This window comes from Dielma fastidiosa (genome assembly GCF_000313565.1).
Classification (GTDB): domain Bacteria; phylum Bacillota_I; class Bacilli_A; order Erysipelotrichales; family Erysipelotrichaceae; genus Dielma; species Dielma fastidiosa.
In genome coordinates this window covers 60010-86891 of the sequence record NZ_HE578923.1, presented here as the reverse complement: position 1 = coordinate 86891, position 26882 = coordinate 60010, and the positions used below count along the sequence as shown (strand labels likewise).

Here is a 26882-nt window from a genome sequence, read left to right as displayed (position 1 = left end):
CATAAAAATCAGTTCAATGAATCAAAGTGAATAGACCCAAACTAGAAGAAAAGGCTGTTTACTTGATAGAAATCATTGAACTGATAAAAAGAGTTCCTGTATGGATTTGCTCGAGTGCGACTCCAATACCGATAGGTGGAAAGAGAGAGACATTGAAATACAGGAAGGAACAGCGCCGCGAGAAAGGCAGCTGGGTGTCATCATTGATGGCATGATTTCCTGAAGGATTGAAGGAAATCATTTTCTTGATATTCATCGCTCAGCCGCCTTCCCATTGTTAAACATCACTATGGGCTTGGTGAATAACAACAGCCGGCTTATTATCAAGCCAGCTATTCTTTATTATGTTCGCTTACCAGCCACGGCTGCCGCCGCCACCGCTGCCGCCGCCGCTTGAGCCGCCCGATGAAAAACCACCGTCACCGCCTGAATAACCAGAATCATCCGATGAATCAAAGCTGCTATGGGCTCTGGCTTTGGAAGCAAGCTCAATTTCTTTTTCAATGTCATGAACTATAAAATCGAAATCCTTTGCTGACCAAGCTTCTTCACCGACATACCAAGTTGGCGGCGGAACGGTCAAATCTTTAAATTTATTGATCCAAATCTTACTAACATGCAGCACCTGCGCATAAGGAAGCACATGATAATAGTATTCCGGATCTTCCTCTAACAGCATTTCTAAGCGGTCTTTTTCGGCTGCTTTAATAAACTCCTTAAAACCAAGCAAAGGAACTAATAATTCATTTCGATATTCACTATTTTTATGAATGCCGCTGGCAATAATCAAAAGTGCCATGCAGCTAAACAGACTAATCAGAAGCTCTAGGCTCAGCGATACTTCTGTTATCAAAATACAAATATAAATCAGCAGCAGTCCCATCAGGAAACCAAAACCAAGATATACCTTATTATTACGGCCTTCCTTTTGCCTGAAATACATTGTGAGCATTCTATTCGCAGCCAAAAGCATCGGCACAAGCATTACACATAAGATAACCAAATTAAAGCTATCTCGATATATTTCATAATTATTTAAAAGCAGAAAGATAAGCAAAGGTAAAAGTGAAAGATTTATAAACAGCTTACGCATAACATCAGCACTCTTTAATGTCAGCGATTTATCTCTTGTATACTTTCTCTCAATGCTCTTTTTCGCATCTCTCAGATCATAATAAAAGGCTCTGAGCATGGCATGGCTAACAAAGCCATCACTACTATATCGAAACATCGCATTAAATAAGCGCTGTTCATAGTCAGCCATCAATGAATCGGCATTTTTGATTTTTTCAAAGCTGTATTCCCTGTCAATAAAGTGGATTTTTAAATAACCGCGGTCTGCCCAGTTAAAAATCAATGAAGTAACATCACTGTCACTGAGCTTGAGATCGATGACATAACCCGCTTCCGCACTGTTCATTCCCTTCGGCGGATAAAAGTTCACTGGTATCGTCAGCGATTTCTTTCGATATACAAGAAAGCGCAGCGCGCATACAATCATCACTAATAAACCGCCTAAACTCGCTGCCAGCCTTGGATAAAAGCCTGAATCACGCTGATAATCGGCAGCATTGATCGGCAGAGTGAGCTTAAAAATTTCCGCAGCTTCAATTGGCTGGGTTGTCTCAAGCATAATTGTATTATCCGCTTGGGTTATCTGATAGCGATCCGTATTTGTATCGGCGTCATAACGCTGCAGATAGACATTAAGTTCAGGAATGCTCGGCATGGTCAGAGTAAGGCTGAAATGTTTAATCTGTGTATCCTCATCAGGATCGTTCAATACAAAGGAGATATCTTGATCCAATAAATAATATGGATGTATGATATAGCTTACCACAACGCTGCCTTCTTCCTTCTCAGGCTGAAGTCTGAACGCATCGCCAGAAACTCTCACCTCAGCATCACCAACAGCTTCAAAATCATCAATGCGATAATTTGAAGCATCCCAGCCGGCACTGATAAAAGGAATTGAAATACCGAGATATCGGTTCTCAGTTTGATAATCAATGGTCTGCGTAACATGCAGATCCTGATTCTTATCGATTTCAATCTGACAGTCACTGTTTTCTAAAACATAAGGATATGGATATGAAGGCGCTGATGAAAAAACACCTTCCGTAAAACGCATCTGCACAGTGACCCCCACCTTCGCGGGAAGCGTCTCATCAGCATCAATCATCAGCCGGTCATCCGCCATCATCTCATTGACATAATTATTCCATGTACTGCCGCGGGTGCCAGAGGTTACCTTATAATTAATCAATTCATCAGCAAACGGGAAAATGACCTCCGCATGAAAATGTTTAATTTCAGTATCATAATCCGTACCCAAAACATTCACATAAGCATAATCATATTCATGATCATAATCCTGATAATGCGTCAGCGTATATTCCAGGGTAATTTCCTGTATACCGCTTACTGTCACATCTGGATCACCAATACGAACAACCGCATTCTCATGCTCTTCCGATACTGAAAAAGGCATGCCGGATACATCAATATTCTTGATTCGAACCTTTTCCGTATCACTCTTTAACGGAATATTACGGATAATACCATGCATTTCATTTTCAAAATCGACAACCATTGTTTCAGTCACATGATATTCTCTTTTATCATTGATTTCTACCTTTACATTCAAATCTTCATAAACATAACCAACATCCTCTGCCATTATTTCATGCCCTGAAAGCAAAATCAAAATCATGGTTAAAACCATTATGATCCCACGCTGTATTTTTTTCATCGCAATCCCCTTTGATGTTTTCATCATAATTTAAGATGATTCTATCATAAGAGTTTCGTCATGCTTTTTCAAGCCATAAGGCAATAAAAGCCAGCTAATGACAAGATTCAGCTCAAGAAAAAGGACAGGCGAACCTGTCCATAAACATTAAGCGATACTCGCTTGATAAATTGAATCAATAGAAGTCTTGAGTAGCTGATCAAATTCAGCCGGTGTTTGGTTAACGTTTAGTCCCTGTGACAAAGCTCTTGAGAAGCTGGCAATCAGTCCTGGATTGCGGGATAGCCTTTCATTTGCTTCATCGCGGCTGTAACCGCCGGACAAGGCAACAACGCGGACAACATGCTGATCCTCCATAAGATCAGCATAGAAACCGTCAGCACTTGGGATAGAGAGCTTAAACATCACTCTGACATCATCCTCTAACAGTGATAAATGACGCTTAATTTCACGTTTCAAAATTGCTTCGCTCTTTTCCTTATCAGCAGCGAAAATATCAACCTCAGGTTCAAGAATCGGTACAAAGCCTGCCGCATAAATACGCAGTCCTACTTCGAATTGCTGATCCACGATAGCCCTGATTCCTTCCTCATCAGCCTGTTTAATCACTGAACGCATTTTAGTACCGAAGATATGCCTTTCTTTGGCGCGCTTCAGCAAATCATCAAGATCAGGAATCGGCTTCATCAGCTGAACACCATGGGCCAGCTCAGCAAGTCCCTTATCCACCTTCAGAATCGGCAGGATTCCTTTCTTAAGCCATAAATAATCCGCCGTGTATTCACCCTCTACTTTTCGATCCATCGTATTTTCAAATAAAATTGCCGCAAGGATATGCTCAGAAGTAAAAGCTGGACTTGTCATGATTCGAGTCCGCATTTCATGAACTAAATCAAACATTTCATCATCATTATGATACTGTGATTCATCGATACCATACAATTTCAGTGCCTTAGGGGTACTGCCGCCGCTTTGATCAAGCGCCGCGATAAATCCCTTGCCCGTGTGCATACGTACTAATTGTTCATTCATCATCGATGCCTCCTTTGCCAAGGCTGAACCAACAGCCCTTTGATAATTTTATATTAACACTTTTCGATTTAAAATACCATTCAGAGTATTCAAATAAGAAAAAGCGGGCGCTGACCCGCTTTGATTAAATAGAATTAATAATCGCTCTTGAAAGCAATGGCACGATTTGATTCTTACGGGAAAGAATATCCTCCTGGAAGCTGTGTTCCTCTCCCTCATGATCCGGGAATGCTTCCTTGACCGCTTTTGCTAGCTCACCCGCCGCATAAAACACTGAACCATTTTCAAGAATACTCGTAAATGCCAGAACAAGCAGATCGAGCTCCTTATCTGACGCATACTCATTCATTACTTCTGCTATTTCTTTTTCAATCTCTCTGGCTTCTGAAACCTGATAGGCAATGACCTGAGCGATAGCAACCTTCTTGCCGTCAATATCAAACTGCTTGATGTCTTGATTCAGCAATTCATTGACCGGTTTGCCCATAATATTGCTGCTGACCTTAAACATTTCCTTAGCGAACTGTTCAATATCCAATTCAGCAATTTCCGCCAGAACCTTGGCCATTCCCATATCCTTTTCCGTTGTTGTCGGCGATTTGAACTTCAATGTATCGGATAGGATTGCTCCCAGCAATAAACCGGCCAGCTGCTTAGGTATATTCATCTGATTTTCCATATAGATGGAAGTAATGATCGCCGCTGTACTGCCGATAATCTCGTTGCGGAAAAAGATCGGCCGGTGGGTAGCGATATCACTGACCCGATGATGATCGATGACTTCAAGCAAATCGGCTTTTTCAATAGATTTAACCGATTGAGAATATTCATTGTGATCAACAAGAATTACCTGCTTATTATGCTGATTTAAAATATGATAACGTGATACATAGCCGCATAAGCGATTATCATCATCAACCACTGGATAGCAGCGAAATCTTGACTTCATTAATTTCTTACCGACTTCTTCTACAAATTCATTGATATTGAAGCTGATTAAATCGGTTTTCATAATCAATTTTACCGGCGGTGCAAAGAACAGATAACGTGTTGTATTCATTGTTCCATGTCCGGATTTGATAATTGGACAATGTGATATCTTTGCCATTTCCAATACTTCATCAGCAACTTCATCCGTCCACACAACAACCAACATCCCCGCGCCTTTCGCAATCGCGGTGATCTGAGCATCCTGATCATTGCCGACAATTACCATACGATCCTTTAATTCATAATTGCGCAGTCTTGTTTCCGCGATGGCAATGATACTTACCTTTCCGTTGAAATGACGGTCTTCATCATCATACAGCACCTGACCGCTGATCGTTTTTGCGATAAATTCAGTCGGTGTTTCTTTCAGCAGACGGATTGATAAGGCGGTATCACCCAATCCGATATTCGCTAAATCTGACTTTGTCACCATTCCCATCAGCTTTCCCTGATCGGTTACAACACTCAGTGACTGCTTATTCTGATCGCTCATCATCTGCAATGCTTCCATCATTGTCGTCATCGGCGAAATCGTGATGGGTTCATCAATTTCAATTTCATCAAGCGTCGCTCTGGCGTCCTCAAAAAGCATCGGTGCTTCTACATTAAAGCGATTCAGCAAATATTTTGTCTCCGCATTCATCTCACCTAAACGGCAGGGAACAGCATGAAATCCTTTTCTTTCCTTAAATTGTGCATAGGCAATCGCCGATACGATAGAATCGGTATCTGGGTGGCGGTGGCCTGTGATATAAATTGTTTTTTTATCCATGGAATCTTCCTCTTTATCGTCTTAATTATATCGAAGACTGTGAAAAATGCAATCCTATTAACCAAGGTTTCTTGAAAGCTGTGATTATTTTCTGCCTAAAAGAAAACCGGCCGCGATTGCAGCCGTTCTTTCTATTCTTGATTAAACCATTCATGACCCTGTTTGGCAAGCAAGGCAGCCGCTTCATTTGGCCCCTCACTGCCAGGCTGATACACATGGATTGGCAGAAACTCATTGATAGCCCGCTGTTTCAGCTGATCGACATATTCCCAGCTTGTTTCAATCTGATCCCATTGTGAGAACCACGAAGCATCCCCTAAAGCTACTGCCATTAATAATCGCTCATAGGCTTCAGGCGTGTTAATGCGGTTGATTTCCTGACAGCTTTGACAGAAATCCATGCTGGCGGGAACGATCTCCTCGCTATTTCCCGGTTTTTTAATATTAAAGCGTACATATACCCCTTCGGTAGGCTGTATCTTGATGATCAGAATATTGGGATCAGCAGTTGGCAGCGGCCGTTTAAAAGTAATGATGATTTCCATTTCCCTGCGATCAAGCTTCTTGCCGGTACGAATATAAAAAGGCGTTCCCTGCCAGCGTTCATTATCAATAAACAAACGTAAGGCGGCATAGGTTTCAGTCTTAGAATCAGCGGCTACATCCTTCTCCTTCAAATAACCGTCATATTGCGCGAGAATTAATGTATCTTCCAGCTTTAAGGCGGATGCTTTCCGCAAATGCTTCAGCGCGTCAAGCTGACAGCGATGCATCTCCTCACGGCTGTTATCCCGCATAGGTTCCATCGCTACAATGCTTAGAATCTGAAAGAGATGATTTTGTACCATATCCTTTAATGCTCCGCTTTGATCATAATAGGAGCCGCGGGTTTCAACACCGACTTCCTCCATTGCGGAGATTTGAATATTTTCGATATAGTCATGATTCCAGATATTTGCAAAGATGGGATTCATGAAACGAATTGTCTGAATATTGCGCACCATTTCTTTGCCGAGATAATGATCTATATGATAAATTTGATCCGGTGCGAAAAAGGCTTCCAGCTGAGCATTTAATTCACGGGCTGAGGCCAGATCCTTGCCGAAAGGCTTCTCGATGACAACCCGGCCCTGTCTTGCGTCAGGCACATGCGTCAAACCTTTGGCAATGAGTTCAAAAAAACGCGGCGCTACGGCAAAATAAAAGATATGTTCATGCATATTATGCGCTGAATAAAAGGCATGCAGATCTGCATAAGCCGCTTCCTGAGTGAAATCCATCTGATAATAATACAGGTGCTCACAGAACTCTCTGAATGAGTCATCATTATATGGCAGTCTTACAAATTGTCTGATCCAGCCATTGGCGATTTCACAATACTCATCATGCTGATAATTGCGGCGGCCGATAATTACGATTTGAAATGCGATCAGCTGTTTAGAGACAAAAAGATTATATAAAGCCGGCAGCAGCTTACGATAAGTTAAGTCACCGGTACCGCCGAAGATGGTAAATGTATAGCTGTGGTTTTTAGTTAATGCTTCCATTTTTCAAGTCCTCTTTTCTTAATTTTATGATAACGCGGATGCTGCTTATTGAATACTCATATGCCTGACTTTTATGTTTCGATACTTATTATGTGAAGCGATAAGCCGTTTATGATGCTTTACTGGTTAATAAAGCGTGAACTAAGCCCACCGGCAGATAGAGAATCAATGAAAGCAGCAGGGTAATTTCATAGCCCAGCGAGCTGCGGCTGTCAATTCCTTTATGGGTGATTCTTCCCTTTAATGAACCAAAGGCTATGCCGTAAACATTACCGGCCATGATAACATGAATCGCATGCATGATGGCATCCGCTTTGGCTTTTCCATATGTCTGATAGATGATGGCCTGTGCCTTAGGCGATGGTTTGCCCCGACTATCCGCATAATGCTGAGCAAACAGAATAGCTGCCGCTTCATCCTCTGGGACATGATGCATAACACCTGTTAACAGTCCGCTGATTTCTTCACTGCTTAAGCCAGCCTCTAAGGCCATCTGGGTATGCGCATAAGAACACATCGCACAGCCATTAACTTCGGTCACAGCCAGCATAATTCGCTCTTTAAACGCCTGATCCAGCACACCGTCGGCTGCTTCTTTTTTCAATTTAGGCATGGCGCGGATTGCGTCCACAAGAATGCCATAGGCTTCCTTTAAATTATAACGCTGCTTTTGTGTCATGATTTCACCGGCTGATCACACAGATCCCTTTCAGCCCATTATAGAAGTGGCATCATAAAAACGTCAAACACAATGCACCAGAAAAGAAAAAGGTACCGTGAAGTACCTTTCATTCATTATTTCTTTAAGACTAGCAGATAACGATGTTCGCTGCCGCGAATGCAGCCATGCTCCGCAAGCTCTTGAGCTAATGTACATAATTGATCAAAATGTGATTCAACCTGAAAGCCGCCAAATTCCCATTCGATAATATGAGCAAAGTAGACAAAAGCACCAACATCATAAAATTCAATCGGGGTAAATGCTTCATAGCCCAATTCAACATTGAATGACGCCTGCAACGCATAGTGCATCGCATTTTGTAAATCAAAAGTCTTAGGATCAGGAAGCTCCTTTACACAGCCAAGCTTTGCGACTAAATCATCATCATTCTTGCCGCCGACCTGCTGTGTAATAAAAGTACCGCCGGGCTTTAATATGCGGTATACTTCCTTAAAATCATAAGCCTCATGACGGTTAATAACAAGATCAAAAGAAGCATCTGGATAAGGAATATGAAGCGGATTTTCAATCTTACGCACCGTAATTCCTAACGGTTCAAGCCGTTCTTTACATAATTGCACATTGGGTTCATAACCCTCTGTGACACTGCATTGTGAATATGGATGATTAAGCGACAGCAGAAACTCGCCGCCGCCGGTTCCCATATCCAATAGCTGATGTTCACAGCTTAAATAGCGGCGCAGTAATTGCTCATAATCCCATGGCAGCTGTTCATCCATCCATCTGCCTCTAATATGTGAAAAATCCCAGCCCTTGAAGCTTGCCTGTTCCTCAGCAAGCCATTGTTTTTTTAATTCAGTAAAATCCATTGGTAACTCCACCTTTCTTATAATTTAAAAGAATCAGTGCAGTTGACACGCCAATGCAAGTTTAGTTATCCGCAAACTCAGCGCAATCTGCTTGGCGGTTTTGTAACTGCACTGAGTTGTTATCTCGTAGAAGGTACATATTGAATCCTCGCTTTATGAATTTATTATAACATAGTCCTAACGATATTTATTCAGTAAATAAAAATTAACCGCCAGTGATAAAATAATGATTATAAGTAAGCTAATCAGCCAGAATGCTTTAAATATTATTAGACCAATCAGACATAGAATCAGCATCAGCAGATTGGTAATTAAATTGATCTGCAGTGTTTTCTTACGCTTTATCTTAGGCATTGATGATAGAACATACTTGTTTTGCTTTTCAATAATTTTCTGAGTTCGCTGCTGAGCGATATTCAGCTGTTCCTTTAGTGGGTTCATGCGATCACCTCCTTTTGAGCTGCCAGTACACCTTTCGCATAGTTCGATAAAAGCACGGCCATTAAACAGGCAAAGAGTACGATCCATGCGGAATGTGAAGCGAAGTTTTCAAAACACAGACCATATAATGCCTGACCGGCAGGAATGGCACACATTGTCAGTGTCATTACATAGCTGCTTACTTTACCCAGTAAATGAGTTGGCGTCTGTTCCTGCATGAAGGCTTGCGCTATAACATTAAATACAGCAATGAAGCTCATGCCAGCCAGCAATGACAATACAATCAGCCCATAGGCCAGATAAGCGTTAATCTCGGTTAAGATGCCTAATCCGATAGGAACCATTGCCAGACTGCCCAGCAATAAGTATTTATGTGAGATTTGAATCTTAAGTTTACCGGCATTATTGGCTGCATAGAGGCTGCCAATAATCATCCCAATAGCCAATGAGCTTTCCGCAAAACCATAAAGCTGTGAGCTTAAGCCTAGCTGAATCTTGATAATATAAGGCAAACCGACCTGCAGCATAGCAGTCAGAAACATATTCAAACCGGAAAGCAGGATCAAGAGCTTAAAAATAGCTGGATTATCATGAAGAATAAAACTGATTGCCTCTTTAAAATCTGCCTTTACTGTCCGAAAAATGGAGGCTGCGCGCGGCTGGCGGGTATATGGTATATGCAGAAACAGTTCAAGAATTGACGAACAGAAGAAACAGAAAGCACTGAGCAGGGCGATGACCTGAATTGGAAAGAAGCCATAAAGCAAGCCGCCTAAAATGGGACCTAACAGATTAGCAAGCGCATTGATCTGATAGACCACACTATTGGCAGCTACCAGATTATCCTTATCCGTAATTGAGGGAATGCTGGCTTGGACCGAGGGCTGATAGAAGGATTGAATCAGTGATAACAAAACCATAAATACCGCTATCACCACTACTATATAAGAGCTGCCCAGACTGCAGACGAAAAGCAAAATCAGCAAAGCCGTGGCAAAGTCTAAAATCACCATGATATATTTACGGCTTAGCCGGTCAGAGACCATGCCGCCAATCGGTGATAATAAAATTGTCGGCAGCATGGATATTGCCAGAATACCGGCAAAGATACTGGCAGAACCAGTAAGATCTAAAACATATAAAGAGATTGCAAAGCGTAAAATTGAATTGCCAAAAATAGAAATGATTTGACCGATGACCATCATCGTAAAATCCTTGTGGAATAGTTTTTTATTCATAAAGTCCCTTTCTTTAAATACCGACTGTCGGTATGTATTTGATTAAAATTGAACTGCCCCTATTTAGGCAGTATATTCTTATAATATTCAATCATTGTCTGTTTTACTTCTTCATTGATAACCGGTAAGCCTAGCGTATCCAGTATCTTACCAATAGTTTTAACTTTATAAGCAAATTGTTCTTCGCTCATCTCCCAAAACAGCGGGTTTGCCCAGACATTGGCTAATACCATGAAAATCTCAGCTGTCATCTGTACATCCTCTACCTGAGATGAGCCATCCTGTTTGGATTCTTCAATCATTGGAATCAGCATAGGAACACTATGTGTTATGGTATCCTGAATCATTTTCATCATGAAATTTGGTTCAACGGCTAATGGGGCTGTGAAGCGGTCAACCTCCTGCTTCTCAGTGTTGGAGAATTCATTCATCAATACCCAGCGCAGCTTCTGTAGGCCATTTAGATGCTTCAGCTCATAGACATCCACAAAGCTGTTACGCTTCATAAAGCTGTAAGTAGATACCGCGTCCACCAGTTCTTCCTTTGATTTAAAATGGTGATAAATCGCTCCCTTAGACATGCCGAGTGCATTCACAATATCCTGCATCGTAGTTTTTTCATACCCTTTCTCAGAAAAGAGCTTCAGCGATACTTCCAGGATTTTCTCAACAGTCTGTTCGGGATATTTATTTCGAGCCATATTCCACCTCCGAACCATATACATACCGTTGGTATGTATAGATACTATCATGGTTCTCCTACCCTGTCAACCTTATTTAAATATCTTCTTTTATATCAAAACCTACATCGGTTTCAAATTCTTTGCCAGCCGATCAAGCATCCACTCAAGACGGCGCTTCCTGCCAGCTTCCGTTTTAGCGTCAAAATAGGCTCGGGCATACGTTTTCTTAACAGATTGCGGCATTTTAATAAAATTATGATAAGCCGCTGTATTTTCTTTAAGCTGCTTTGCGACTTCATCAAGCTGTTCATCAGAGATGGGCATTGGCGCATGATCCTGATCCCATTGACCGTTTTGTTTAGCTTCTTCTATCTTTAAAAAACCAAAAGAACTCATCAAACCTTCTTTTATCAATTTCTCACACAACGCTTTATTTTTAGCTGACCATTTGCTGTTTTTACGGCGCAAGGCGAAATATTTTATGTATGAATGTTCATCAAGACTTTTCATCTGTCCGTCAATCCAACCAAAGCATAGTGCTTCTTCCAGCGCTTCACTCGCTTTTAATGTTTTAATCTGCGCTGATTTACCAAACCGCAGCCAGACACCGGCTTCTGAAGGGTGATGCTTTGACAGCCAATCCCTGAATGCCTGCCGTGTTTCAAAGGTTAATATCATCATCCCAACGTCTCCTCCATTTTCAATTTTTTTTGACATTCACTGCATTCTTTGTCATGAATTGAAATAATACCACCGCATTTAGGGCATGAATACAGCTGTTTCTGCCACGCCATAAATGCTGATAAACCATTTATTCTCACAAATTCACTATTACTTAAAAGACTTGTCTGATAACGCTGACGATAGCTCCGCTCCAAATTTTTTATCTGCAAACAAGGGTATTTCCCACATTCATAGCAATAACTAATACCCCTCTCTCTGACGCAGTCTTTTATTTTACATTTACGGCAATGCTCAGGCTTATTTTGTTCATGATTCAAACAGCCGGCACATGGCTTTTTATGATAACAATGCTTATAACAAACCATACAATTCATCCCACAGGGCGCAAACATATTTGTATCGATATCCGTATCAGGCATTTTCATAGCAAACTCCTTTCCTCTATCCTCAGTGTATCATAAAGCTTTGCTAAATCAAAAAAATGATTTCCTTCATCAATCAAATCATGCCATTGGACCTTTGATGCTTGAAAACGAAAGTTCCTATAATAATAAAAAGTCCTGATTGGACTTCTTAATTCACATAATAAAGTAATGAACCGCACTGATAACCGTCCCTAAAATCACTGACATAATAACCATTGGAATCGCTGATTTTTTATCTTCCTTCATAACCATAATGATGGTCGGCAAAGCCAGTGCCAATCCGATGATGCCGCCCTTAAGCCACCATGCTATACCATATAAATCGATATTAATGATCACAAAAGGCAAAACAAAATAGAATACAAAAGCAGAACTGATAGAAAATTTATCCAATTTCATTTTGATCATCGGCAGAATATCAATCAGCCCGACAACGATACCCAGCAATGCGGTTAATAAAATTTCTTGAAACATAATTTCCTCCTTATTGTCGATATTTTTCAACCCTACATATAATTAGACAATAAGAAAGCTATATTGTGACAACAAATAATGCTTTTTTAATCAAAACGTTCAATCTTTACCGTTGCAATCGCTGATTGTCCTGCTTCACCGCTGATCAAATCCTGCATCGCCGGCACAAGCATCATGAAACCGTCCTGTCCATAGCGTTTATCATAGCCCCTTGCATATGCTTCCTCAACGAATATATGCTGAACTTGACCGACAACCATAGCAGTAATCTGAGCGCCGCTTAAATCCATTACCTCTTTTAAAGTACATTCCATGTTTAGAAAAGCTTCCTTAATAATTGGTGCATGAATTGTTTCAGCGTGTTCCAAAGTAAAATTCCCAACTTGAAATTCATCAGCTTCATCCTCATTTTGATTAATTGTCGCAATCAGCTGATCATAATAACGGATTGGCAGAAAGTTGATACAAAAGCATTTGTCCCGCATAATATTCGCATAAGTATGCGTTTTTTGATACAAGCCGCCCATCACCGCAAAAAAGGCGGTTCTATCGCCATGAAAACAGCTCCAAGCATGAAAGCAGACATTAGGTTCACCATTTGCTTTCCAAGTAGTGATGGCAAATAAAACTGATGGAATCGCCGATGTTGTTTCAAGATGTGAAAACAAAACAAATTCTTCAGGATATGCAGATTTAAAATATTGTGGAAAAGCCGTGCCAATTTCAATTTTCATTTTGAGTTTCCCTTTCCTGATCAGCGCATAATCAGATAAGCTTTATGACAGCCGTCATGTTTTACCTTATAAATTAATAATAACACAATAATGCCCTTCACATGATTAAATCCGGATCGTGTGACCCGGATTCTCTGGTTAAAGGATATATTCAGCTTAGGAGGCAGTCAGTGTTTGATTTTTGATGCATCCAGCCTATGTTTATAGAATGTCTGAACAGCCTTATTTAATATTTTCTTCATAGCACTTTTTGAGCGCTTTGCACATTCCCTGCAGCTGCTCATAATGACAGGCAATATTCATGCGCATAAAGCCTTCATTGCCAGGGCCGAATTCTGAGCCTGATGAATAAACAATGCTGTATTTTCTAAGCAATTCCGCAAGCTGATCACAATTCATATGCCAATCATTGAAGTCCAGCCAGAATAAGTAAGAGGCTTCCGGTTTAGTTAAAACAATATCCATGCTGTTTTCTTTAAAGAATTTGACGGCATAATCTTTATTGCGCTGTAAATACTGCTGAAGCTCACTGATATAATCATCACAAAGATTGAGGCCGGCTGCCATTCCCACCAAGGCCAGATCGATGATTTCAACGCGGGCATTCATCGCGGCTGCCTCATATTGTGCTTTTAAGCGCGGATTAGGGATGACGGTAACTGCGGTTTTTAAGCCGGGGATACTGAATACCTTACCGCTGCTGGTTAAAAGAATGCAGTTATGCTTTGCTTCGTCGCCAACGCTTAATATTGACACGTGCTTTCTGCCATCATAATACACATCAGAATGAACCTCATCACTCAACACAAGAACATCATGAGCATTGCATAATTCATACATCCGCTGCATTTCCTCACGCGTATAGCCACGGGATGTCGGATTGCCTGGATTACATATAACCAGCATTTTGACTCTTGGGTTTTCAACCATTGCTTCTAATTGCGGAAAGTTGATCGTCCATTCACCCTTTTTACGATCATACAGCAAACGATTTTCAAAAATCATCCGGCCGTTATTTTTAGGTACGTTATATAAGTGTCCAAAGGTTGGCGTTTGAATGATCACTCCGTCACCCGGCGCCGTAAACGCGTCAAGCAAGACCTTATAAACAGCCATTAATGATGTGCCTGGAAATACTTCTTCAGGTTTGATGCTAAGACCATAATGGCGGTTTTGGTAGTTTGCGAAAGCTTCTAAGAAATAGCTTTTATCTGCGCAGTAAGATAAGATACCCTGATCAATTTTGTCATGCAGCGCTTTTTGCACCTCAAATGGCATTTTGAAATCAGTATCCGCCGTACCCATTGGAAAATCAACCCCAAAGCCTTCCCCATCCCACTTCCAAGTATTTGTATTTCTGCGATTCAAAGGCGTATCAAAATTGTTCATCTTTTCACACTTTCTTTATTGTTTAATACTTATTCAGTTACTTTGGCTTTAACCGGTGTCAGATCGACGAAACGTTTGCCGTTTTTAAAACCGATGCCAAAGATTGACAGTCCGATAGCAGCTGCGGCACAGCCCCAGCTAAATACATTATAAGGCAGTGCGTCAAGTGTTGAAACACCGCTGAGCGCAGCCAGGAAGATTGCCGTATCACACCAAGGAATGCAGGTTAAGAACTGTGTACTTGCGGTTGCGCAGCTTGATACTAGGTCCATGCTGTCCATTCCCTCTTTTTCAAATTTTTCAATAAATAAATCTTTTGACATCATGGTTGCTAAAAAGGAGCTTGATGTCATTGCCACTACTAACCCAGAAACAAAGATTGAGGAAGTAACCAGCATTGGGCGGCTCTTTACCTTACCGAAGATTGATACGGCAATAACATCGATAGCCTTTGTTTCAAGTAAGATCGTGCCATACATCGTAGCGACAATAACCAGCAATGCCGCATTGATCATACTCATCGCGCCGCCGCGGTTAACTAGATTTAGGAAAATATCATTAAAGCCCTTTTCCGCAATACCCACGGTACCGGTTAAATTAAAGCCATTATATAACGCGTCCAAGCCATTCACAAAAGAGAAGCCATTGAAAATCATGCCAAAAATCAAACCAATCAGTGAGGTCAAGGTTAAGGTCATCAGGATCGGCTTCTTTTTAAATGTCAGAAAGAAGACAAATACCATCGGCAGGATAACCAACGGATTAACATTAAAAACAGCTGCTATTTCCTGACGGATCAGTGCCGCCGATTCAAGATTGCCGCCAACCGCGGTATTGGCAAAACCAAGAATCGCATAAACAACAGATGCGATAATGATCACCGGTATTGCATAGTGCGCCATACGTTTAATCATCGTTACTGTATCCACATCTGCCAAACTGGCTGATACATTGGAAGTATCACTCATTGGTGAGAGAATCTGTCCGACATGTGAGCCAGAAGCAACGGCACCTGCCACAATGGCCATCGGCACTCCCATGCTTTGGGCAATTGAAAGCATAACAACCCCCACCGTACCGGCTGTACCCCATGATGTTCCGATGATGCATGATACAACCGCGGTTATTATAAAGGATAAAACCACCATTAAGTTTGGTGAAATGATATTGATTAAATAATAAATGATTGTCGGAATGGTGCCGGAATATATCATTGAGGCAACAAACATACCAATTGCTAGAATAATCAAAAAGATTTCTACAACACCGCGCTGACGGTCCAAAATCGGTTTCATAATTTCATCCCAGCTATAACCGCATTTAACAGCAATCGCCATAGACCATACAATTGCAATCACCAGTGCTGGAATGATAGAAATATCTGCCTGAACAGCTAAAATAATCATTCCTAACAAAACTGCTATCATCGAAAGTGCTTCCAGCAAACTTGGTCTATTTTTCTCTCTTACTTTCTTTTCTTTTTCCATCTCACTAATCCCTTTCTTCTTGTATATTAACTTTTTCTTTGAATTAATCTGATAATGCCAGCATCTGTACAGCATGTTTCATAGCTATTATTTGTTAAAACACGCTTATTCATCCAACTTCACACAGAACCTTAAAGCCTTCACTGGAATGCTAACCTTTAATAAATACAGCATAATTGTTCCAAGCAATGACAAGCCTATTGATTTCACTGCTTAGTATAAAGGAATGACGGCCTTGTTAACACCGCCGTTAATTCAATAACAAATCAGCTGTCACCTGTAAATATGGGTGACAGCAGATAATTTATCGCATCTTGAAATTATCTTCCATTTAATTCATTTCTGAAATGTTTACCCGTCTTTATTATAGTAATAAATCTTGCTTAGTCAACGATTTAGCATTGAAATAATTTCATGTATTATCAACAAATTGCCAGCCCATCGATCCACGGCTTCAATCCTTTTTCATAAATTATTACTTCCTTACTAAATTTGATTATTAAGCACCTGAATTATTAAATGCTGATGAATGCAAAAATCTAAAACGCTGATCATACCCTAAAGAAATTAAAGATTTACCAAAAATGGCTTGATGGTAATGCTTACTGCTGCTGCCTATAATAAAGTCATACAAGGAGGTAAGGGATATGCAATTTGAAGTTCTATATCTAAGCAGTGTATTTTTGGCAGGACTATTCTCCTTTTTCTCACCCTGCATCGTACCGTTATTACCCGTTTATTTCTCCGTTTTTGCTTCGAGTGACGGTTTGATGCTTCAAGATGGTTTACTTCGAAAAAAGCAGATCATGATCAAGAGCTTATTGTTTGTTTTAGGCATATCGGCTTGTTTCATCCTGCTGGGCTTTGGCGCCGGTATCCTCGGTTCTTGGATCAGCAGCCGCTGGTTTCGCACAGCCATGGGTATTATCATCATTCTGTTAGGTCTGCATCAAACGGGTTTGATTCACTTTCCATTACTATATCGTGAAAGAAAAATCGAGTTAAAGACAGCAATCAAAAATACTTACTTGAAAACATTTTTATTAGGCTTGACTTTCAGTTTTGGCTGGACACCTTGTATCGGCCCGATACTAGGCGCTATTCTCAGCTTGTCAGCCGCCGGCGGCAAAGTGACCTACAGTATCTTTTTGATGATGGTTTACGCATTGGGTCTGCTGATTCCTTTTTTGATTCTCGCTGTGTTTTCAGATACCTTATTGATTAAACTGAAAATTCTGAACCGGCATCTGGAAACCATTAAAATCATCGGCGGTGTAATTTTAATTTTAATGGGTCTTATCTTTTTAAGCGGGCAGTTTAACCGACTCGCCGCGTTATTTTATTAAGGAGCAAAATTATGAAAAAATATCGATTTATATTAGCACTTACATGCCTTGCCTTAACCGGCTGTCAAAAGGCAGCAGTGATGAATATCGCAGAAGATTCAGCATCGTATGATTTGCTTGATCTCAATGAGCAAAAGGTGATGCTGAGTGATCTGCAAGGCAAAAAGGTTTATATCAAATTTTGGGCAACATGGTGTCCGATCTGTCTTGGCGGTTTAGAAGATGTTCAAGCTTTAGCATCAGAAGATCATGATTTCGAAGTCGTAACAATAGTTACGCCAAATGCGAATGGTGAAAAAGATACTGATGCTTTCATTGATTGGTTTCAGGGACTGGGAATGGATCAGCTTCCGGTATTGCTTGATGAAAATGGAAGCTTGGCAGAAGCATTAAATGTTCGCGGCTTTCCTACTTCTGCCTTTTTCGATGCCGGCGGAAATTTGATTAAAGTTCAGCCTGGTCATCTGGATAATGATGCAATTACGTCATTTATGGATTCGATTGAATAGTCAAAAAGGAGGTTATTATAATGAAAAAGAGTTATACTATTTTTAACCGATTAAGTATTTGCTTACTGCTGATTGTCAGCGGCTGCACGGCAAAAGCTGTTCCGTCTGACATCCAAAGAAATGAAACGATGGAGGAAACAAAAATGAATGTAAAAGAAGAAGATAAGCGAACCATTTATTTAGCCGGCGGCTGTTTTTGGGGAGTTGAAGCCTTTATGAAGCAGCTGCCTGGCATTTATGATACGGAAGTAGGTTATGCGAACGGGATTACGGAAGAGCCGACTTATCAGCAAGTATGTACCGGAACTACCGGACATGCAGAAACCGTTAAAATTTCTTATGATCAATCTAAAATCACAACCGAAGAGGTTTTAAAGGGTTATTTCAAAATCATTGATCCAACCCTTGAAAATCGTCAGGGAAATGATTTTGGCGCCCAATACCGCACCGGGATTTATTATCTTGATGATGACGATAAAACAATCATTGATCAGGTTATTGAAGATCAGCAGACACATTACAGCAAACCAATCATCACTGAAGTGAAACCATTAGAAAACTATTATCCCGCGGAAGAATATCATCAAGATTATTTGGATAAAAACCCTAATGGCTATTGCCACATTGATTTAAGTAAAGCTGGTGAATTTATCGAAGAAGAACAGCTGAACAGAAAAAACGTTGATTTGGCTTCACAAATCAAGGCAGAAAATTATCCGATTCCTTCCAAAGAGGAATTACTAAAAACATTAACACCTATACAATATGCCGTTACGCAAAATAATGATACCGAAAGACCTTATACTAATGAATATACTGATAACTTTGAAGAAGGTATCTATGTTGATATTGTCAGCGGCGAACCGCTCTTTTCATCAGCCGATAAATTTCAATCAGGCTGCGGATGGCCAAGCTTTACCAAGCCGATCATTGATGAAGTGATTACTGAGCAGCAGGATAATTCCTTTAATATGAATCGAACTGAAGTTAGAAGCCGGGCAGCTGATATTCACCTAGGCCATGTCTTTGATGATGGGCCAAAGGATAAAGGCGGACTGCGTTATTGTATTAATAGCGCGTCAATCCGTTTTATACCTAAAAAAGATCTGAAAAAAGAAGGCTATGACTATTTGAATATCCTGTTTGAGTAATTAATGGGTGTAGGAATGAAGTAATTGAATCCTGCACCCTTTTGCTATACAATGAGAATGAAGGTGATCATAATGTATACACTGCTTGTAGTAGATGATGAAAAAATCATCCGTCAAGGAATTGCCAGATTAATCAATCTAAGACAGATCGGCATCGATACCATCTATGAGGCTGACAATGGCAAAATGGCCCTTGCGCTTATGGCAAAGCATCCGATTGATATAATATTAGCTGATATAAATATGCCGATAATGAATGGACTCGAATTTTCAAAAATAGTAAAACAAAACTATCCCGCATGCCGGATTGCATTGATTACTGGCTACGACTATCTTGACTATGCCATCCAAGCGGTAAAAATCGGTGTAGATGATTACATTCTCAAGCCTGCCTCTAAGGATGATATTCAAGCTTTACTGATGCATATGGCAGAAAATCTTCAGAAAAATAAAAAGGCCCATGAATTAGAGCGGACAGTCGAAAAGCTGCAGGGAGCTTTCAGTCATCAAGGAAGCAAATCAATCAAAGATCAACTGATGGATGTTATCCGTGAAAACCTTGAAAATCAAGACTTTTCCCTGCAGCAACTCGCTTTTGACATGGGTTATAATATCAGCTATCTAAGTTCAATCTTCAAACAATATTTTGGGATGAGCTTCCGTGATTATCTATTGGAACAGCGATTGGAAAAGGCAAGACTGCTGATGCTGACAACCCAGATGAAAAATTATGAAGTAGCGGAAGCGGTTGGTATTAAAGACGCTAATTATTTCAGCACCTGCTTTAAAAGAAAATATCATGTTACTGTGACTGAATTCAGAAATGGCAGGCTTTTATAATGAAGAAGCTAAAAAAACTGATTCATCGCTTTGATTTCCAAATAAACGCTTTTTATTTTAGTGCCGCGGTATTCATTATTGCTTTGATCAGTATACCAATCTATTATTCAGTTTCCCAGCTGCTGATTAATGAAAGTATCGTATCTACACAAAATGTATTAGAAATGAGCAGTATGAATATTGAAACCTATATTGATAAAACAAAAGCAGAAGCATCAGTATTTGCTGAAAATCTGACATTGCAGGCTTATCTGCAAAACCAGACAGATGATTTGTCTGATATAGAACATTACATTCAGTCTATATTAAATCATGATGATTATATTCGTTCAGTGATCATTGTCGCCAAGGATGGAAGAATCATTTCCAATGAACAAGATATGGGCATGACAACCTCAGCGGATATGATGGAAGAAGATTGGTATAAGAACGCGATTCATAATACGATGCCGATTCTTACGGGTGCAAGAATGCAGTCATTCTCATCCGATATGAATGATATTGTAATCTCAACAAGCACAGAGATTAAAGATGCTGAAGGGAATAATCTTGGTGTGCTTTTAATTGATATGGATTATCATGTGATTGCCCATTATCTGCAGGCTGTTGAAATGGGAGACGGCGGTTATGTGTACATCATCAATCAAAATGGACAGCTTGTTTATCATAAAGATCCTGATTATATAAAAGATCTCTCGAAGCAAAAGGAGCTGCAGGCTCTGCTCTCTAAAGGCAGCTGTTTCGATGAAAAAAACAATCTGCTGATCCATCAGACAAAGATAGACCATACAGATTGGACACTTGTTGGTGTTCTGCCGATGAATACGTTAAGTATCTTAAAGCGTCAGTTAATGGAACATGTAATTTTCATTATTATCATCATTTTCTTAGTGGTGGTTCTGATTGGCCGAACTTTTCTTGGCCGTCTGTCTTCTCCAATGAAAAAGCTGGAAAAGGGAATGCTTGAGATTGAACAGCTCTCTGAAATACAGCTGCCGGATCGAAGTTATTATGAAGTAGAGGCTTTCACGAACAGCTATAATTTAATGATTCGTAAGATTAAGAACTTAATGCGTGAATTAACGGCAAATGAAGAACGCTTAAAAGAAGCAGAAATCAGTGCGCTGATTGCGCAGATTAATCCACATTTTCTATATAACACATTAGATACGATTATATGGATGGCAGAATTCAGGGATTATGAAAAAGTAATCTCATTGACAAAATCATTAGCTGCCTTTTTCCGGCTTTCTTTAGCCAATGGAAAAGAATTGGTTTCATTGAAGGATGAGCTGGAACATGTAAAGCAGTATTTATTGATTCAGCAGGAACGCTATGGGGAAAAACTGACTTTCGCCATTAAAGTAGATAAAGCAATTCAGGATATTCTTATACCTAAAATTACTTTACAGCCAATTGTTGAAAACAGCATTGATCATGGTATTAAAAATTCTGAACGCAGCGGTCACATCGAAATCTGTGCTGAATATACTGATGAAGAAGTCAACCTGTTGGTAAAGGATGATGGTGTTGGCTTTGATCCAGCCATTCTGACAGCAAAGACTAAGGGTGTAGGCTTACATAATGTTGAACAGCGCATTAAGTTGTATTATGGAGAAAATTATGGCTTGACAATAAACAGTAAACCGCAGACAGGCTGTACAGTAATCATTCATATTCATCGTTTCTTAAAAATGCGATAAAAGAATTAGCAAATGAAAAAACGCACTGACTATAAGATCGGTGCGTTCTTTTATATGCAGAAAATAACCACTTTAATTTCTAATGGTTTGATCATATAGAATTGACATATCTTTCCCTCAAACGATTCCACTCAAATACATTAACCAATGCTTTTCGCCAATAATCCCAGTCATGATTCCCCGCTTCTTCAACATAAGTATATGCGATGTTATTTTGATTTAATATTGAAACAAACTTGCGGTTTATATCAATCAAAAAGTCATCCTTACCACAGCTTAAATAATACTGCTGTTTGGCTTGATTGGAGAGAAGCGGTACTAGATCATATTCGCTTATCAGCTGTGCCTTGGGCTTGTTTAAATAATCAGGCAGCTTTGCATCTAAATAGCGCACAAATGTAATACCATAAGAAAGATCTAAGGCACCGGATAAACTGAATACAGCGCCAAAAATATCAGGACGTTTCATACCATTATATAATGCCCCGTAACCACCCATGCTGTTACCGCCGATGAGCGTATGTTCACGATTTAGTGAGAGTGCGTATTCTTTTTGGATATACTTAACCAGCTCATTGCATAGAAATTCATGGGCTGCATCGACATAAAAGCCATTACCCATAGCAGGCAGTATGACAGCTGTCTGATAATGATCCGCCAGCTCACTCAATGTTGATTTTGATAAAAGTACAGAAGGCTTCTCCATCGCTCCATGCAATAAGTAAAGCGTATCCATATCAGCAGTGATGCAATCAGGAAGCAGAACATAAACACTGATATCTGCTTTCAATGATGCTGATGGAACATTAAATTGACTCAAAATCACAGGATCATAACCCTAATTCCTTGGGATTCCAGACAGGTTTTCCGCTATAAGTTTTCACTGCTTCGCTCCCATTTAATACCCGAATCGCACCAGCCGCCATTGCTTCCATTTCAAATTCACCCGGGTACGCGCTGACAGGCGCAATCCATGAACAGCTTTGACGAATCGATTCAACAAGTTCTTGGCTATGAACGATACCGCCGCTAAGCAGAATACCGTCAGCTTTACCTTGTAAAACGGCAGCCATAGCGCCAATTTCCTTAATGATTTGATATTTGAATGCATCCCAGACAAGCGCCGCGTATTGATTGCCTTCTTCGGCCAGTCTGACTACCTCTCTGGCATCACTTGTATTAAGATGGCTTACGAACCCGCCAGTTTTCGTACAAAGTGCTTTGGCTTCTTTTTGGCTGATGCCTGAAAAACACAGATCGATGATTTCTGATGCAGGAACATTCCCGCAGCGTGTCGGTGCCATCGGTCCTTCTCCGCCGACAATATCATTGCCATCGATCATTTTCCCATGACGATGAGCTGAAACTGAAACACCGCCGCCAATATGGCATACAATAAAATTGCATTCTTCAACCTTTTTATGCATGGCAGCAGCATGCCGGATCGCTGTTTCTTTCAAATTTAACGCATGTAAATGAACATTGCGGTAAACACCCTTAATCCCGGTAAGTCTTGCGACAGCTTCCAGCTCATCGGTATCCGGTGGATTAACCACATATGCCGGAATGCCATATTCCTTTGCGATATCATTCGCTAATAAGGAACCCAATTGGGCTGGATGAACAACCCCATTAGCGCCCTTTTCAGCATGCGACAGCAAAAGATCATCAATGATATAAACACCGCCTTCAACCGCTAACAAACCGCCGCCGCGGCCGACCACCGCTGATAATGATGACAAATCAATGCCATTCTCTTGAAGCGCTTCTAAAATCAACGCCGCCCGATATGGTTTCTGCTGCGTCAGCTGTGCAAATGCCGCCAAATCTTCTGCAGCATGAACAATATTTTTTGAAAAGACTTCTGTTTCATCATCAAATACGGCCACTTTAGTAGAAGTCGATCCAGGATTGATCGTTAGAACCCGATACTTAGCCATGATGTTTAGCCCCCGCCGCTCTCAATGCAGAAATCACGATATTGCCTTTGATTTCAGCAACTGGTGCACCGCGCGAACAGTCACAGACAACCTTATTAAAGCCCTGCAGCATCGGCCCATAAGCATTGGCTTTGCCAAATGTTTGAATTAATTTTACCGCAACATTGCCGACATCTAAATTGCTCCAAACAAGAATGTTTGCCCTGCCTGCAACCTTTGATGCCTTTTTTACTTTCTTAGCTGCTACTTCCGGCTTTATAGCAGCATCGAGCTGAAACTCGCCGTCGATGGCTAAATCAGGCCGCTTTTCATTGGCAATCTTCACCGCCTGAGCTACCTTATCCACCAATTCACCTTGTCCTGAACCTAATGTTGAATAAGAAATCATCGCACACCGCGGTTCCCAATCCAAGAGTGCTTCCATTGTATCACACGCTGAAATAGCAATATTAGCTAATTCTTCAGCGGTTGGATTGGTTGCGACAGCACTGTCAGTAATAGCAAGCAATGACCCCTCACTGCCTTCATAATTCGGTATGTCACATAATCCAATCGATGAAATATTTGATATTCCGGGCTTCATGCCAATAATTTGCTGAGCGCTAAACAGCACATCGCCGGTTGTAGTATCAATACCGGCAAAAGTTGCCGCTGCCTCATCAACGGCCTCCATCACCAAGGCAAAGTTTAACGGATCACTCAGTCGGCGGTGAAGTGCCTTCTCTTTCAACAAAGTATTGGGCAGTGAAACATATTTCTGAATGAGTTCATTTTGATAAGCTTCATCCTGCAAATCGACAAAGGTAAATACCGAAGCATCATAGCCTCTTTCAATTGCCAGCTGCTTTAGCTCTTCACGATTGCCTACCAGCACAGGAATGATTGTACCTTCTTTTCCGCATTCATAGGCTGCCTGCATAATTTTTTCATTTGTTCCTTCAGGAAATGCTACCTTCTGCGGATTTAATTTTGCTTTATTATTTAGTATTTCTAAAACTGACATAATGCCTCCTTAATTTAAGAAAGGCATCTTTACGATACCTTTCATAATATTTACAGTTCTGCTTCTACCTTATCCACTAAATCTTTAACACTCTTGCAAGTCGCAACCGTAGGCAGCGGAATTAAAACATCTAACTCATTTTCAATCAATGAAGCTAAGCCTACCATTAAAATCGATGCACCGCCTAAATCAGCTTTAAAATCAGTATTTACTGACAGCTCATCAATTGTTTTACGAAAGGTAACGGCTACACACTCCAGCACTTTATTTTCTAACGCTTCTCTTGTCATAGTATCCTCCTTACTGCTGCGCTTTCTTCTTCGCTAATTCTTCTTGATCTAATTCAAAAATAACGGTTTTGTACGTACTGCCTGGCTGGCCTCTTTCAATAATTTTGGCTTTTACCGGTACTGGCATTAAGGCCCATAATTCTTCGGCATTTTCTTTAGTAACCCCTTGTACGATAGCATTCTGAGATGATCCGTCCATAGTGACGCTGGTTAATGCATATGGCATCAAATCCGCATTCTCAGGTTTGGCATTAAGAATCGCCGGCAGAATAATAGTCTCAATGGTACCTTTGCCTGACATTTCAACCCATTCCATTTCATCACAGCCGCATTCGTTGCAAGCATAATGTGGCGGCCATTCAATATGTCCGCAGGCCTTGCATTTTCTGCCATAAATCTTTCCTGCTTCTAAACCTTCATAATATTTCTTAACCGCCGTCTCTAATTTGATTGGTGAATCTGTTACCACAGCCGCCTGATCGTCTTTTCTTAATGCCTCATCAGTGCGTAAAATGATGGCTGCCAGATTCTGACCGCCGCCAAAGCCGCGTAGCAATGTCGTCTTCGGGAGCTTCTTCACTTGTCTTTCACCGGCTAAACCGCGCATTTGCAGGACAGCTTCATAAATATCGGCTAAACCGCTGGCAGCATGAGCGTGTCCAAATGAGGTACGTCCGCCATTGGTGTTGATTGGTTTATCACCATCGTAGGCCGTTCTGCCCTCAACAAAATATTTCCAGCCTTCACCTCTTGGCATATAACCGCTGGCTTCCGCCGCAATCAGCTGACTTGAAATGATAAAGTCATTCGCATATAACAAATCAATTTCTTCAGGCTTTACATCCGTCAAATCATAAACTTGGCGGATTGCTTCTTCTGTACCGCGGATTTCAAGATGCGGTGTATTTCCTTCACAGGCAGCACTTCCGATACCCAGCACCTCAATCGGTGTATGCGGCAAATTATGTTTGACTGCCCATTCAGTTGAAGCAACGATAACCGCTGCAGCACCATCACATTTTAGCTCCATGCCAGATACACGCAGCATATGGCCCATTTTAGGATTGAATTGAGATCTCATGAATGTCTGTACATCCATTCCCATTTGCTTAGCCATTTCCTCATAAGGTACCTGATTCACGGCTAATGGATTTTTTGAAGCGTTTTTACGGCTTGCCAATGCCATACCGATCATTGCGCTGTCCATTTCTTCCTCAGTTAATCCATACTGTCTTTGATAAGTTACTGCCGGATCATCAAAGCAAATAACAGGCCCTGACAGCATCTGACGGGTATAAGCGCGATCATAAATCCAAGCGGTAGTCTCTAATAATTTATCCATCGTGAATTTTTCATGCACATAGGCAGGCATTCCCTTTACCGCGATACCATCCGCAAATTCAACACAGCCGGATAATACACAATTATACTTGCCGCTGGCAACTGCATTAACCGCTTGTTCCAAAGCTAAATATCCAGTGCAGCATGCTTCTGAATGGTGAATTGAGCCCTTGCCCTTCATACCAAACCAATTAGCTACCTGCATATTCGGTGTAATATAATCAGAGCCGTTCAGCGGACTGGCCTGGCCATGGAAATAAAAATCAACTTCTTTTGGACTTACACCTGCATCTTCCATCGCTTTTAATGCCGCGTAGCCGAATAATTCACCTTCGGTCAAACCATTTGTCTCAGGATTATCCATTGTGTACATAAAAGGTGTACAGCCTACGCCAATGATTGATACACTGCGGCTATACGGATTAATCGTTGTGCTGTTTGCTACTTTTCCAGGTTTCATGTTTTTTTCCTCGCTTTCAACCAAAAAATTCGCTTGTAAATAGTGGAACTATTTCTAATTTAATTCTATTTATTTTCCAGCATCGCTGCAATGTGACAGG

26 protein-coding genes are annotated in these 26882 nt (G+C 40.8%); 5 read left to right on the top strand and 21 right to left on the bottom strand.

Going from position 1 to position 26882, the window contains the following annotated elements:
- Positions 1–58: 58 nt before the first annotated feature.
- From DAHG_RS21070 to DAHG_RS20335, 16 genes are all read right to left on the bottom strand, one after another.
- The gene (locus tag DAHG_RS21070) at positions 59–256 is read right to left on the bottom strand and encodes a hypothetical protein (RefSeq protein ID WP_146211881.1); all 198 of its coding nucleotides are present in this window, start codon (positions 254–256) and stop codon (positions 59–61) included.
- Positions 257–352: 96 nt separating this feature from the next.
- Positions 353–2752, bottom strand: coding sequence for a DUF2207 family protein (locus tag DAHG_RS00775; protein ID WP_022936410.1), 2400 nt, complete (start codon positions 2750–2752; stop codon positions 353–355).
- A gap of 147 nt (positions 2753–2899) precedes the next feature.
- Positions 2900–3787 carry a fructose bisphosphate aldolase gene (locus DAHG_RS00770; RefSeq protein WP_022936409.1) on the bottom strand — a complete coding sequence of 296 codons (888 nt, stop codon included), beginning with the start codon at positions 3785–3787 and terminating at the stop codon, positions 2900–2902.
- A gap of 121 nt (positions 3788–3908) precedes the next feature.
- Entirely contained in the window at positions 3909–5546 is a 1638-nt protein-coding gene (locus DAHG_RS00765; protein ID WP_022936408.1) for a putative manganese-dependent inorganic diphosphatase, read from the bottom strand.
- Between the two features lie 131 nt (positions 5547–5677).
- On the bottom strand, positions 5678–7093 hold the full coding sequence (zwf, locus tag DAHG_RS00760; protein ID WP_022936407.1) for a glucose-6-phosphate dehydrogenase: 1416 nt from the start codon (positions 7091–7093) through the stop codon (positions 5678–5680).
- Positions 7094–7202: 109 nt separating this feature from the next.
- Positions 7203–7772, bottom strand: a complete 570-nt coding sequence (locus DAHG_RS00755; RefSeq protein WP_022936406.1) for a carboxymuconolactone decarboxylase family protein — start codon at positions 7770–7772, stop codon at positions 7203–7205.
- 116 nt (positions 7773–7888) lie between these two features.
- A complete protein-coding gene (locus tag DAHG_RS00750; RefSeq protein WP_022936405.1) occupies positions 7889–8644 on the bottom strand; it encodes a class I SAM-dependent methyltransferase in 756 nt (251 codons plus the stop codon).
- Between the two features lie 177 nt (positions 8645–8821).
- Positions 8822–9085: a hypothetical protein gene (locus DAHG_RS00745; RefSeq protein WP_022936404.1), complete on the bottom strand. Its 264-nt coding sequence runs from the start codon at positions 9083–9085 to the stop codon at positions 8822–8824.
- Complete coding sequence (locus DAHG_RS00740) at positions 9082–10323, bottom strand: MFS transporter (RefSeq protein ID WP_022936403.1); 1242 nt, start codon at positions 10321–10323, stop codon at positions 9082–9084. The genes DAHG_RS00745 and DAHG_RS00740 overlap by 4 nt, the downstream gene beginning before the upstream one ends.
- A 59-nt stretch (positions 10324–10382) precedes the next feature.
- The gene (locus tag DAHG_RS00735; protein WP_022936402.1) at positions 10383–11024 is read right to left on the bottom strand and encodes a TetR/AcrR family transcriptional regulator; all 642 of its coding nucleotides are present in this window, start codon (positions 11022–11024) and stop codon (positions 10383–10385) included.
- Between the two features lie 102 nt (positions 11025–11126).
- Positions 11127–11687 (bottom strand): YdeI/OmpD-associated family protein, encoded by a 561-nt coding sequence (locus tag DAHG_RS00730; protein WP_022936401.1) that lies wholly within the window; start codon positions 11685–11687, stop codon positions 11127–11129.
- A complete protein-coding gene (locus DAHG_RS00725; RefSeq protein WP_022936400.1) occupies positions 11684–12115 on the bottom strand; it encodes a DUF3795 domain-containing protein in 432 nt (143 codons plus the stop codon). Before DAHG_RS00725 ends, DAHG_RS00730 begins: the two co-directional genes overlap by 4 nt.
- 153 nt (positions 12116–12268) lie before the next feature.
- A complete protein-coding gene (locus DAHG_RS00720; protein WP_022936399.1) occupies positions 12269–12589 on the bottom strand; it encodes a hypothetical protein in 321 nt (106 codons plus the stop codon).
- A gap of 86 nt (positions 12590–12675) precedes the next feature.
- Complete coding sequence (locus DAHG_RS00715; protein ID WP_022936398.1) at positions 12676–13323, bottom strand: flavin reductase family protein; 648 nt, start codon at positions 13321–13323, stop codon at positions 12676–12678.
- Positions 13324–13545: 222 nt separating this feature from the next.
- The gene (locus tag DAHG_RS00710) at positions 13546–14712 is read right to left on the bottom strand and encodes a MalY/PatB family protein (protein WP_022936397.1); all 1167 of its coding nucleotides are present in this window, start codon (positions 14710–14712) and stop codon (positions 13546–13548) included.
- Positions 14713–14741: 29 nt separating this feature from the next.
- Entirely contained in the window at positions 14742–16274 is a 1533-nt protein-coding gene (locus DAHG_RS20335; protein ID WP_084744269.1) for a Na+/H+ antiporter NhaC family protein, read from the bottom strand.
- 572 nt (positions 16275–16846) lie between these two features.
- Here DAHG_RS20335 and DAHG_RS00690 point away from each other — a divergent pair.
- From DAHG_RS00690 to DAHG_RS00670, 5 genes are all read left to right on the top strand, one after another.
- Complete coding sequence (locus tag DAHG_RS00690; RefSeq protein ID WP_022936395.1) at positions 16847–17545, top strand: cytochrome c biogenesis CcdA family protein; 699 nt, start codon at positions 16847–16849, stop codon at positions 17543–17545.
- A gap of 11 nt (positions 17546–17556) precedes the next feature.
- Positions 17557–18054, top strand: coding sequence for a TlpA family protein disulfide reductase (locus tag DAHG_RS00685; RefSeq protein ID WP_022936394.1), 498 nt, complete (start codon positions 17557–17559; stop codon positions 18052–18054).
- A 20-nt stretch (positions 18055–18074) separates the two neighbouring features.
- Positions 18075–19205 carry a peptide-methionine (R)-S-oxide reductase MsrB gene (gene msrB, locus DAHG_RS00680; RefSeq protein WP_022936393.1) on the top strand — a complete coding sequence of 377 codons (1131 nt, stop codon included), beginning with the start codon at positions 18075–18077 and terminating at the stop codon, positions 19203–19205.
- Positions 19206–19277: 72 nt separating this feature from the next.
- Positions 19278–20045, top strand: a complete 768-nt coding sequence (locus DAHG_RS00675) for a response regulator transcription factor (RefSeq protein WP_022936392.1) — start codon at positions 19278–19280, stop codon at positions 20043–20045.
- A complete protein-coding gene (locus tag DAHG_RS00670; protein WP_022936391.1) occupies positions 20045–21748 on the top strand; it encodes a sensor histidine kinase in 1704 nt (567 codons plus the stop codon). The genes DAHG_RS00675 and DAHG_RS00670 overlap by 1 nt, the downstream gene beginning before the upstream one ends.
- Before the next feature lie 91 nt (positions 21749–21839).
- Here DAHG_RS00670 and DAHG_RS00665 read toward each other — a convergent pair whose 3' ends face one another.
- From DAHG_RS00665 to DAHG_RS18335, 5 genes are read right to left on the bottom strand one after another with little or no spacing between them, the layout of a single operon-like run.
- Complete coding sequence (locus DAHG_RS00665; protein ID WP_161650486.1) at positions 21840–22568, bottom strand: alpha/beta hydrolase; 729 nt, start codon at positions 22566–22568, stop codon at positions 21840–21842.
- Positions 22569–22578: 10 nt separating this feature from the next.
- A complete protein-coding gene (buk, locus tag DAHG_RS00660; RefSeq protein WP_022936389.1) occupies positions 22579–23688 on the bottom strand; it encodes a butyrate kinase in 1110 nt (369 codons plus the stop codon).
- On the bottom strand, positions 23681–24691 hold the full coding sequence (locus DAHG_RS00655) for a phosphate acyltransferase (protein ID WP_022936388.1): 1011 nt from the start codon (positions 24689–24691) through the stop codon (positions 23681–23683). Before DAHG_RS00655 ends, buk begins: the two co-directional genes overlap by 8 nt.
- Positions 24692–24741: 50 nt before the next feature.
- Positions 24742–24981 (bottom strand): acyl carrier protein, encoded by a 240-nt coding sequence (locus DAHG_RS00650; protein ID WP_022936387.1) that lies wholly within the window; start codon positions 24979–24981, stop codon positions 24742–24744.
- 10 nt (positions 24982–24991) lie between these two features.
- Positions 24992–26782: a thiolase C-terminal domain-containing protein gene (locus DAHG_RS18335; protein WP_022936386.1), complete on the bottom strand. Its 1791-nt coding sequence runs from the start codon at positions 26780–26782 to the stop codon at positions 24992–24994.
- Between the last annotated feature and the right edge of the window lie 100 nt (positions 26783–26882).

What these genes read in the sequence shown, in the direction of transcription:
- DAHG_RS00670 (WP_022936391.1), top strand. Translation starts at nt 20,045, where the DNA reads ATGAAGAAGCTAAAAAAACTGATTCATCGCTTTGATTTCCAAATAAAC.
- DAHG_RS00715 (WP_022936398.1), bottom strand. Translation starts at nt 13,323, where the DNA reads ATGAAAATTGAAATTGGCACGGCTTTTCCACAATATTTTAAATCTGCA.
- DAHG_RS00775 (WP_022936410.1), bottom strand. Translation starts at nt 2,752, where the DNA reads ATGAAAAAAATACAGCGTGGGATCATAATGGTTTTAACCATGATTTTG.
- DAHG_RS00735 (WP_022936402.1), bottom strand. Translation starts at nt 11,024, where the DNA reads ATGGCTCGAAATAAATATCCCGAACAGACTGTTGAGAAAATCCTGGAA.
- DAHG_RS00745 (WP_022936404.1), bottom strand. Translation starts at nt 9,085, where the DNA reads ATGAACCCACTAAAGGAACAGCTGAATATCGCTCAGCAGCGAACTCAG.
- DAHG_RS21070 (WP_146211881.1), bottom strand. Translation starts at nt 256, where the DNA reads ATGAATATCAAGAAAATGATTTCCTTCAATCCTTCAGGAAATCATGCC.
- zwf (WP_022936407.1), bottom strand. Translation starts at nt 7,093, where the DNA reads ATGGAAGCATTAACTAAAAACCACAGCTATACATTTACCATCTTCGGC.
- DAHG_RS00685 (WP_022936394.1), top strand. Translation starts at nt 17,557, where the DNA reads ATGAAAAAATATCGATTTATATTAGCACTTACATGCCTTGCCTTAACC.
- msrB (WP_022936393.1), top strand. Translation starts at nt 18,075, where the DNA reads ATGAAAAAGAGTTATACTATTTTTAACCGATTAAGTATTTGCTTACTG.
- DAHG_RS20335 (WP_084744269.1), bottom strand. Translation starts at nt 16,274, where the DNA reads ATGCTGTACAGATGCTGGCATTATCAGATTAATTCAAAGAAAAAGTTA.
- DAHG_RS00720 (WP_022936399.1), bottom strand. Translation starts at nt 12,589, where the DNA reads ATGTTTCAAGAAATTTTATTAACCGCATTGCTGGGTATCGTTGTCGGG.
- DAHG_RS00710 (WP_022936397.1), bottom strand. Translation starts at nt 14,712, where the DNA reads ATGAACAATTTTGATACGCCTTTGAATCGCAGAAATACAAATACTTGG.
- DAHG_RS00650 (WP_022936387.1), bottom strand. Translation starts at nt 24,981, where the DNA reads ATGACAAGAGAAGCGTTAGAAAATAAAGTGCTGGAGTGTGTAGCCGTT.
- DAHG_RS00765 (WP_022936408.1), bottom strand. Translation starts at nt 5,546, where the DNA reads ATGGATAAAAAAACAATTTATATCACAGGCCACCGCCACCCAGATACC.
- DAHG_RS00725 (WP_022936400.1), bottom strand. Translation starts at nt 12,115, where the DNA reads ATGAAAATGCCTGATACGGATATCGATACAAATATGTTTGCGCCCTGT.
- DAHG_RS18335 (WP_022936386.1), bottom strand. Translation starts at nt 26,782, where the DNA reads ATGAAACCTGGAAAAGTAGCAAACAGCACAACGATTAATCCGTATAGC.
- DAHG_RS00750 (WP_022936405.1), bottom strand. Translation starts at nt 8,644, where the DNA reads ATGGATTTTACTGAATTAAAAAAACAATGGCTTGCTGAGGAACAGGCA.
- DAHG_RS00740 (WP_022936403.1), bottom strand. Translation starts at nt 10,323, where the DNA reads ATGAATAAAAAACTATTCCACAAGGATTTTACGATGATGGTCATCGGT.
- DAHG_RS00755 (WP_022936406.1), bottom strand. Translation starts at nt 7,772, where the DNA reads ATGACACAAAAGCAGCGTTATAATTTAAAGGAAGCCTATGGCATTCTT.
- DAHG_RS00655 (WP_022936388.1), bottom strand. Translation starts at nt 24,691, where the DNA reads ATGTCAGTTTTAGAAATACTAAATAATAAAGCAAAATTAAATCCGCAG.
- DAHG_RS00770 (WP_022936409.1), bottom strand. Translation starts at nt 3,787, where the DNA reads ATGATGAATGAACAATTAGTACGTATGCACACGGGCAAGGGATTTATC.
- DAHG_RS00675 (WP_022936392.1), top strand. Translation starts at nt 19,278, where the DNA reads ATGTATACACTGCTTGTAGTAGATGATGAAAAAATCATCCGTCAAGGA.
- DAHG_RS00690 (WP_022936395.1), top strand. Translation starts at nt 16,847, where the DNA reads ATGCAATTTGAAGTTCTATATCTAAGCAGTGTATTTTTGGCAGGACTA.
- buk (WP_022936389.1), bottom strand. Translation starts at nt 23,688, where the DNA reads ATGGCTAAGTATCGGGTTCTAACGATCAATCCTGGATCGACTTCTACT.
- DAHG_RS00730 (WP_022936401.1), bottom strand. Translation starts at nt 11,687, where the DNA reads ATGATGATATTAACCTTTGAAACACGGCAGGCATTCAGGGATTGGCTG.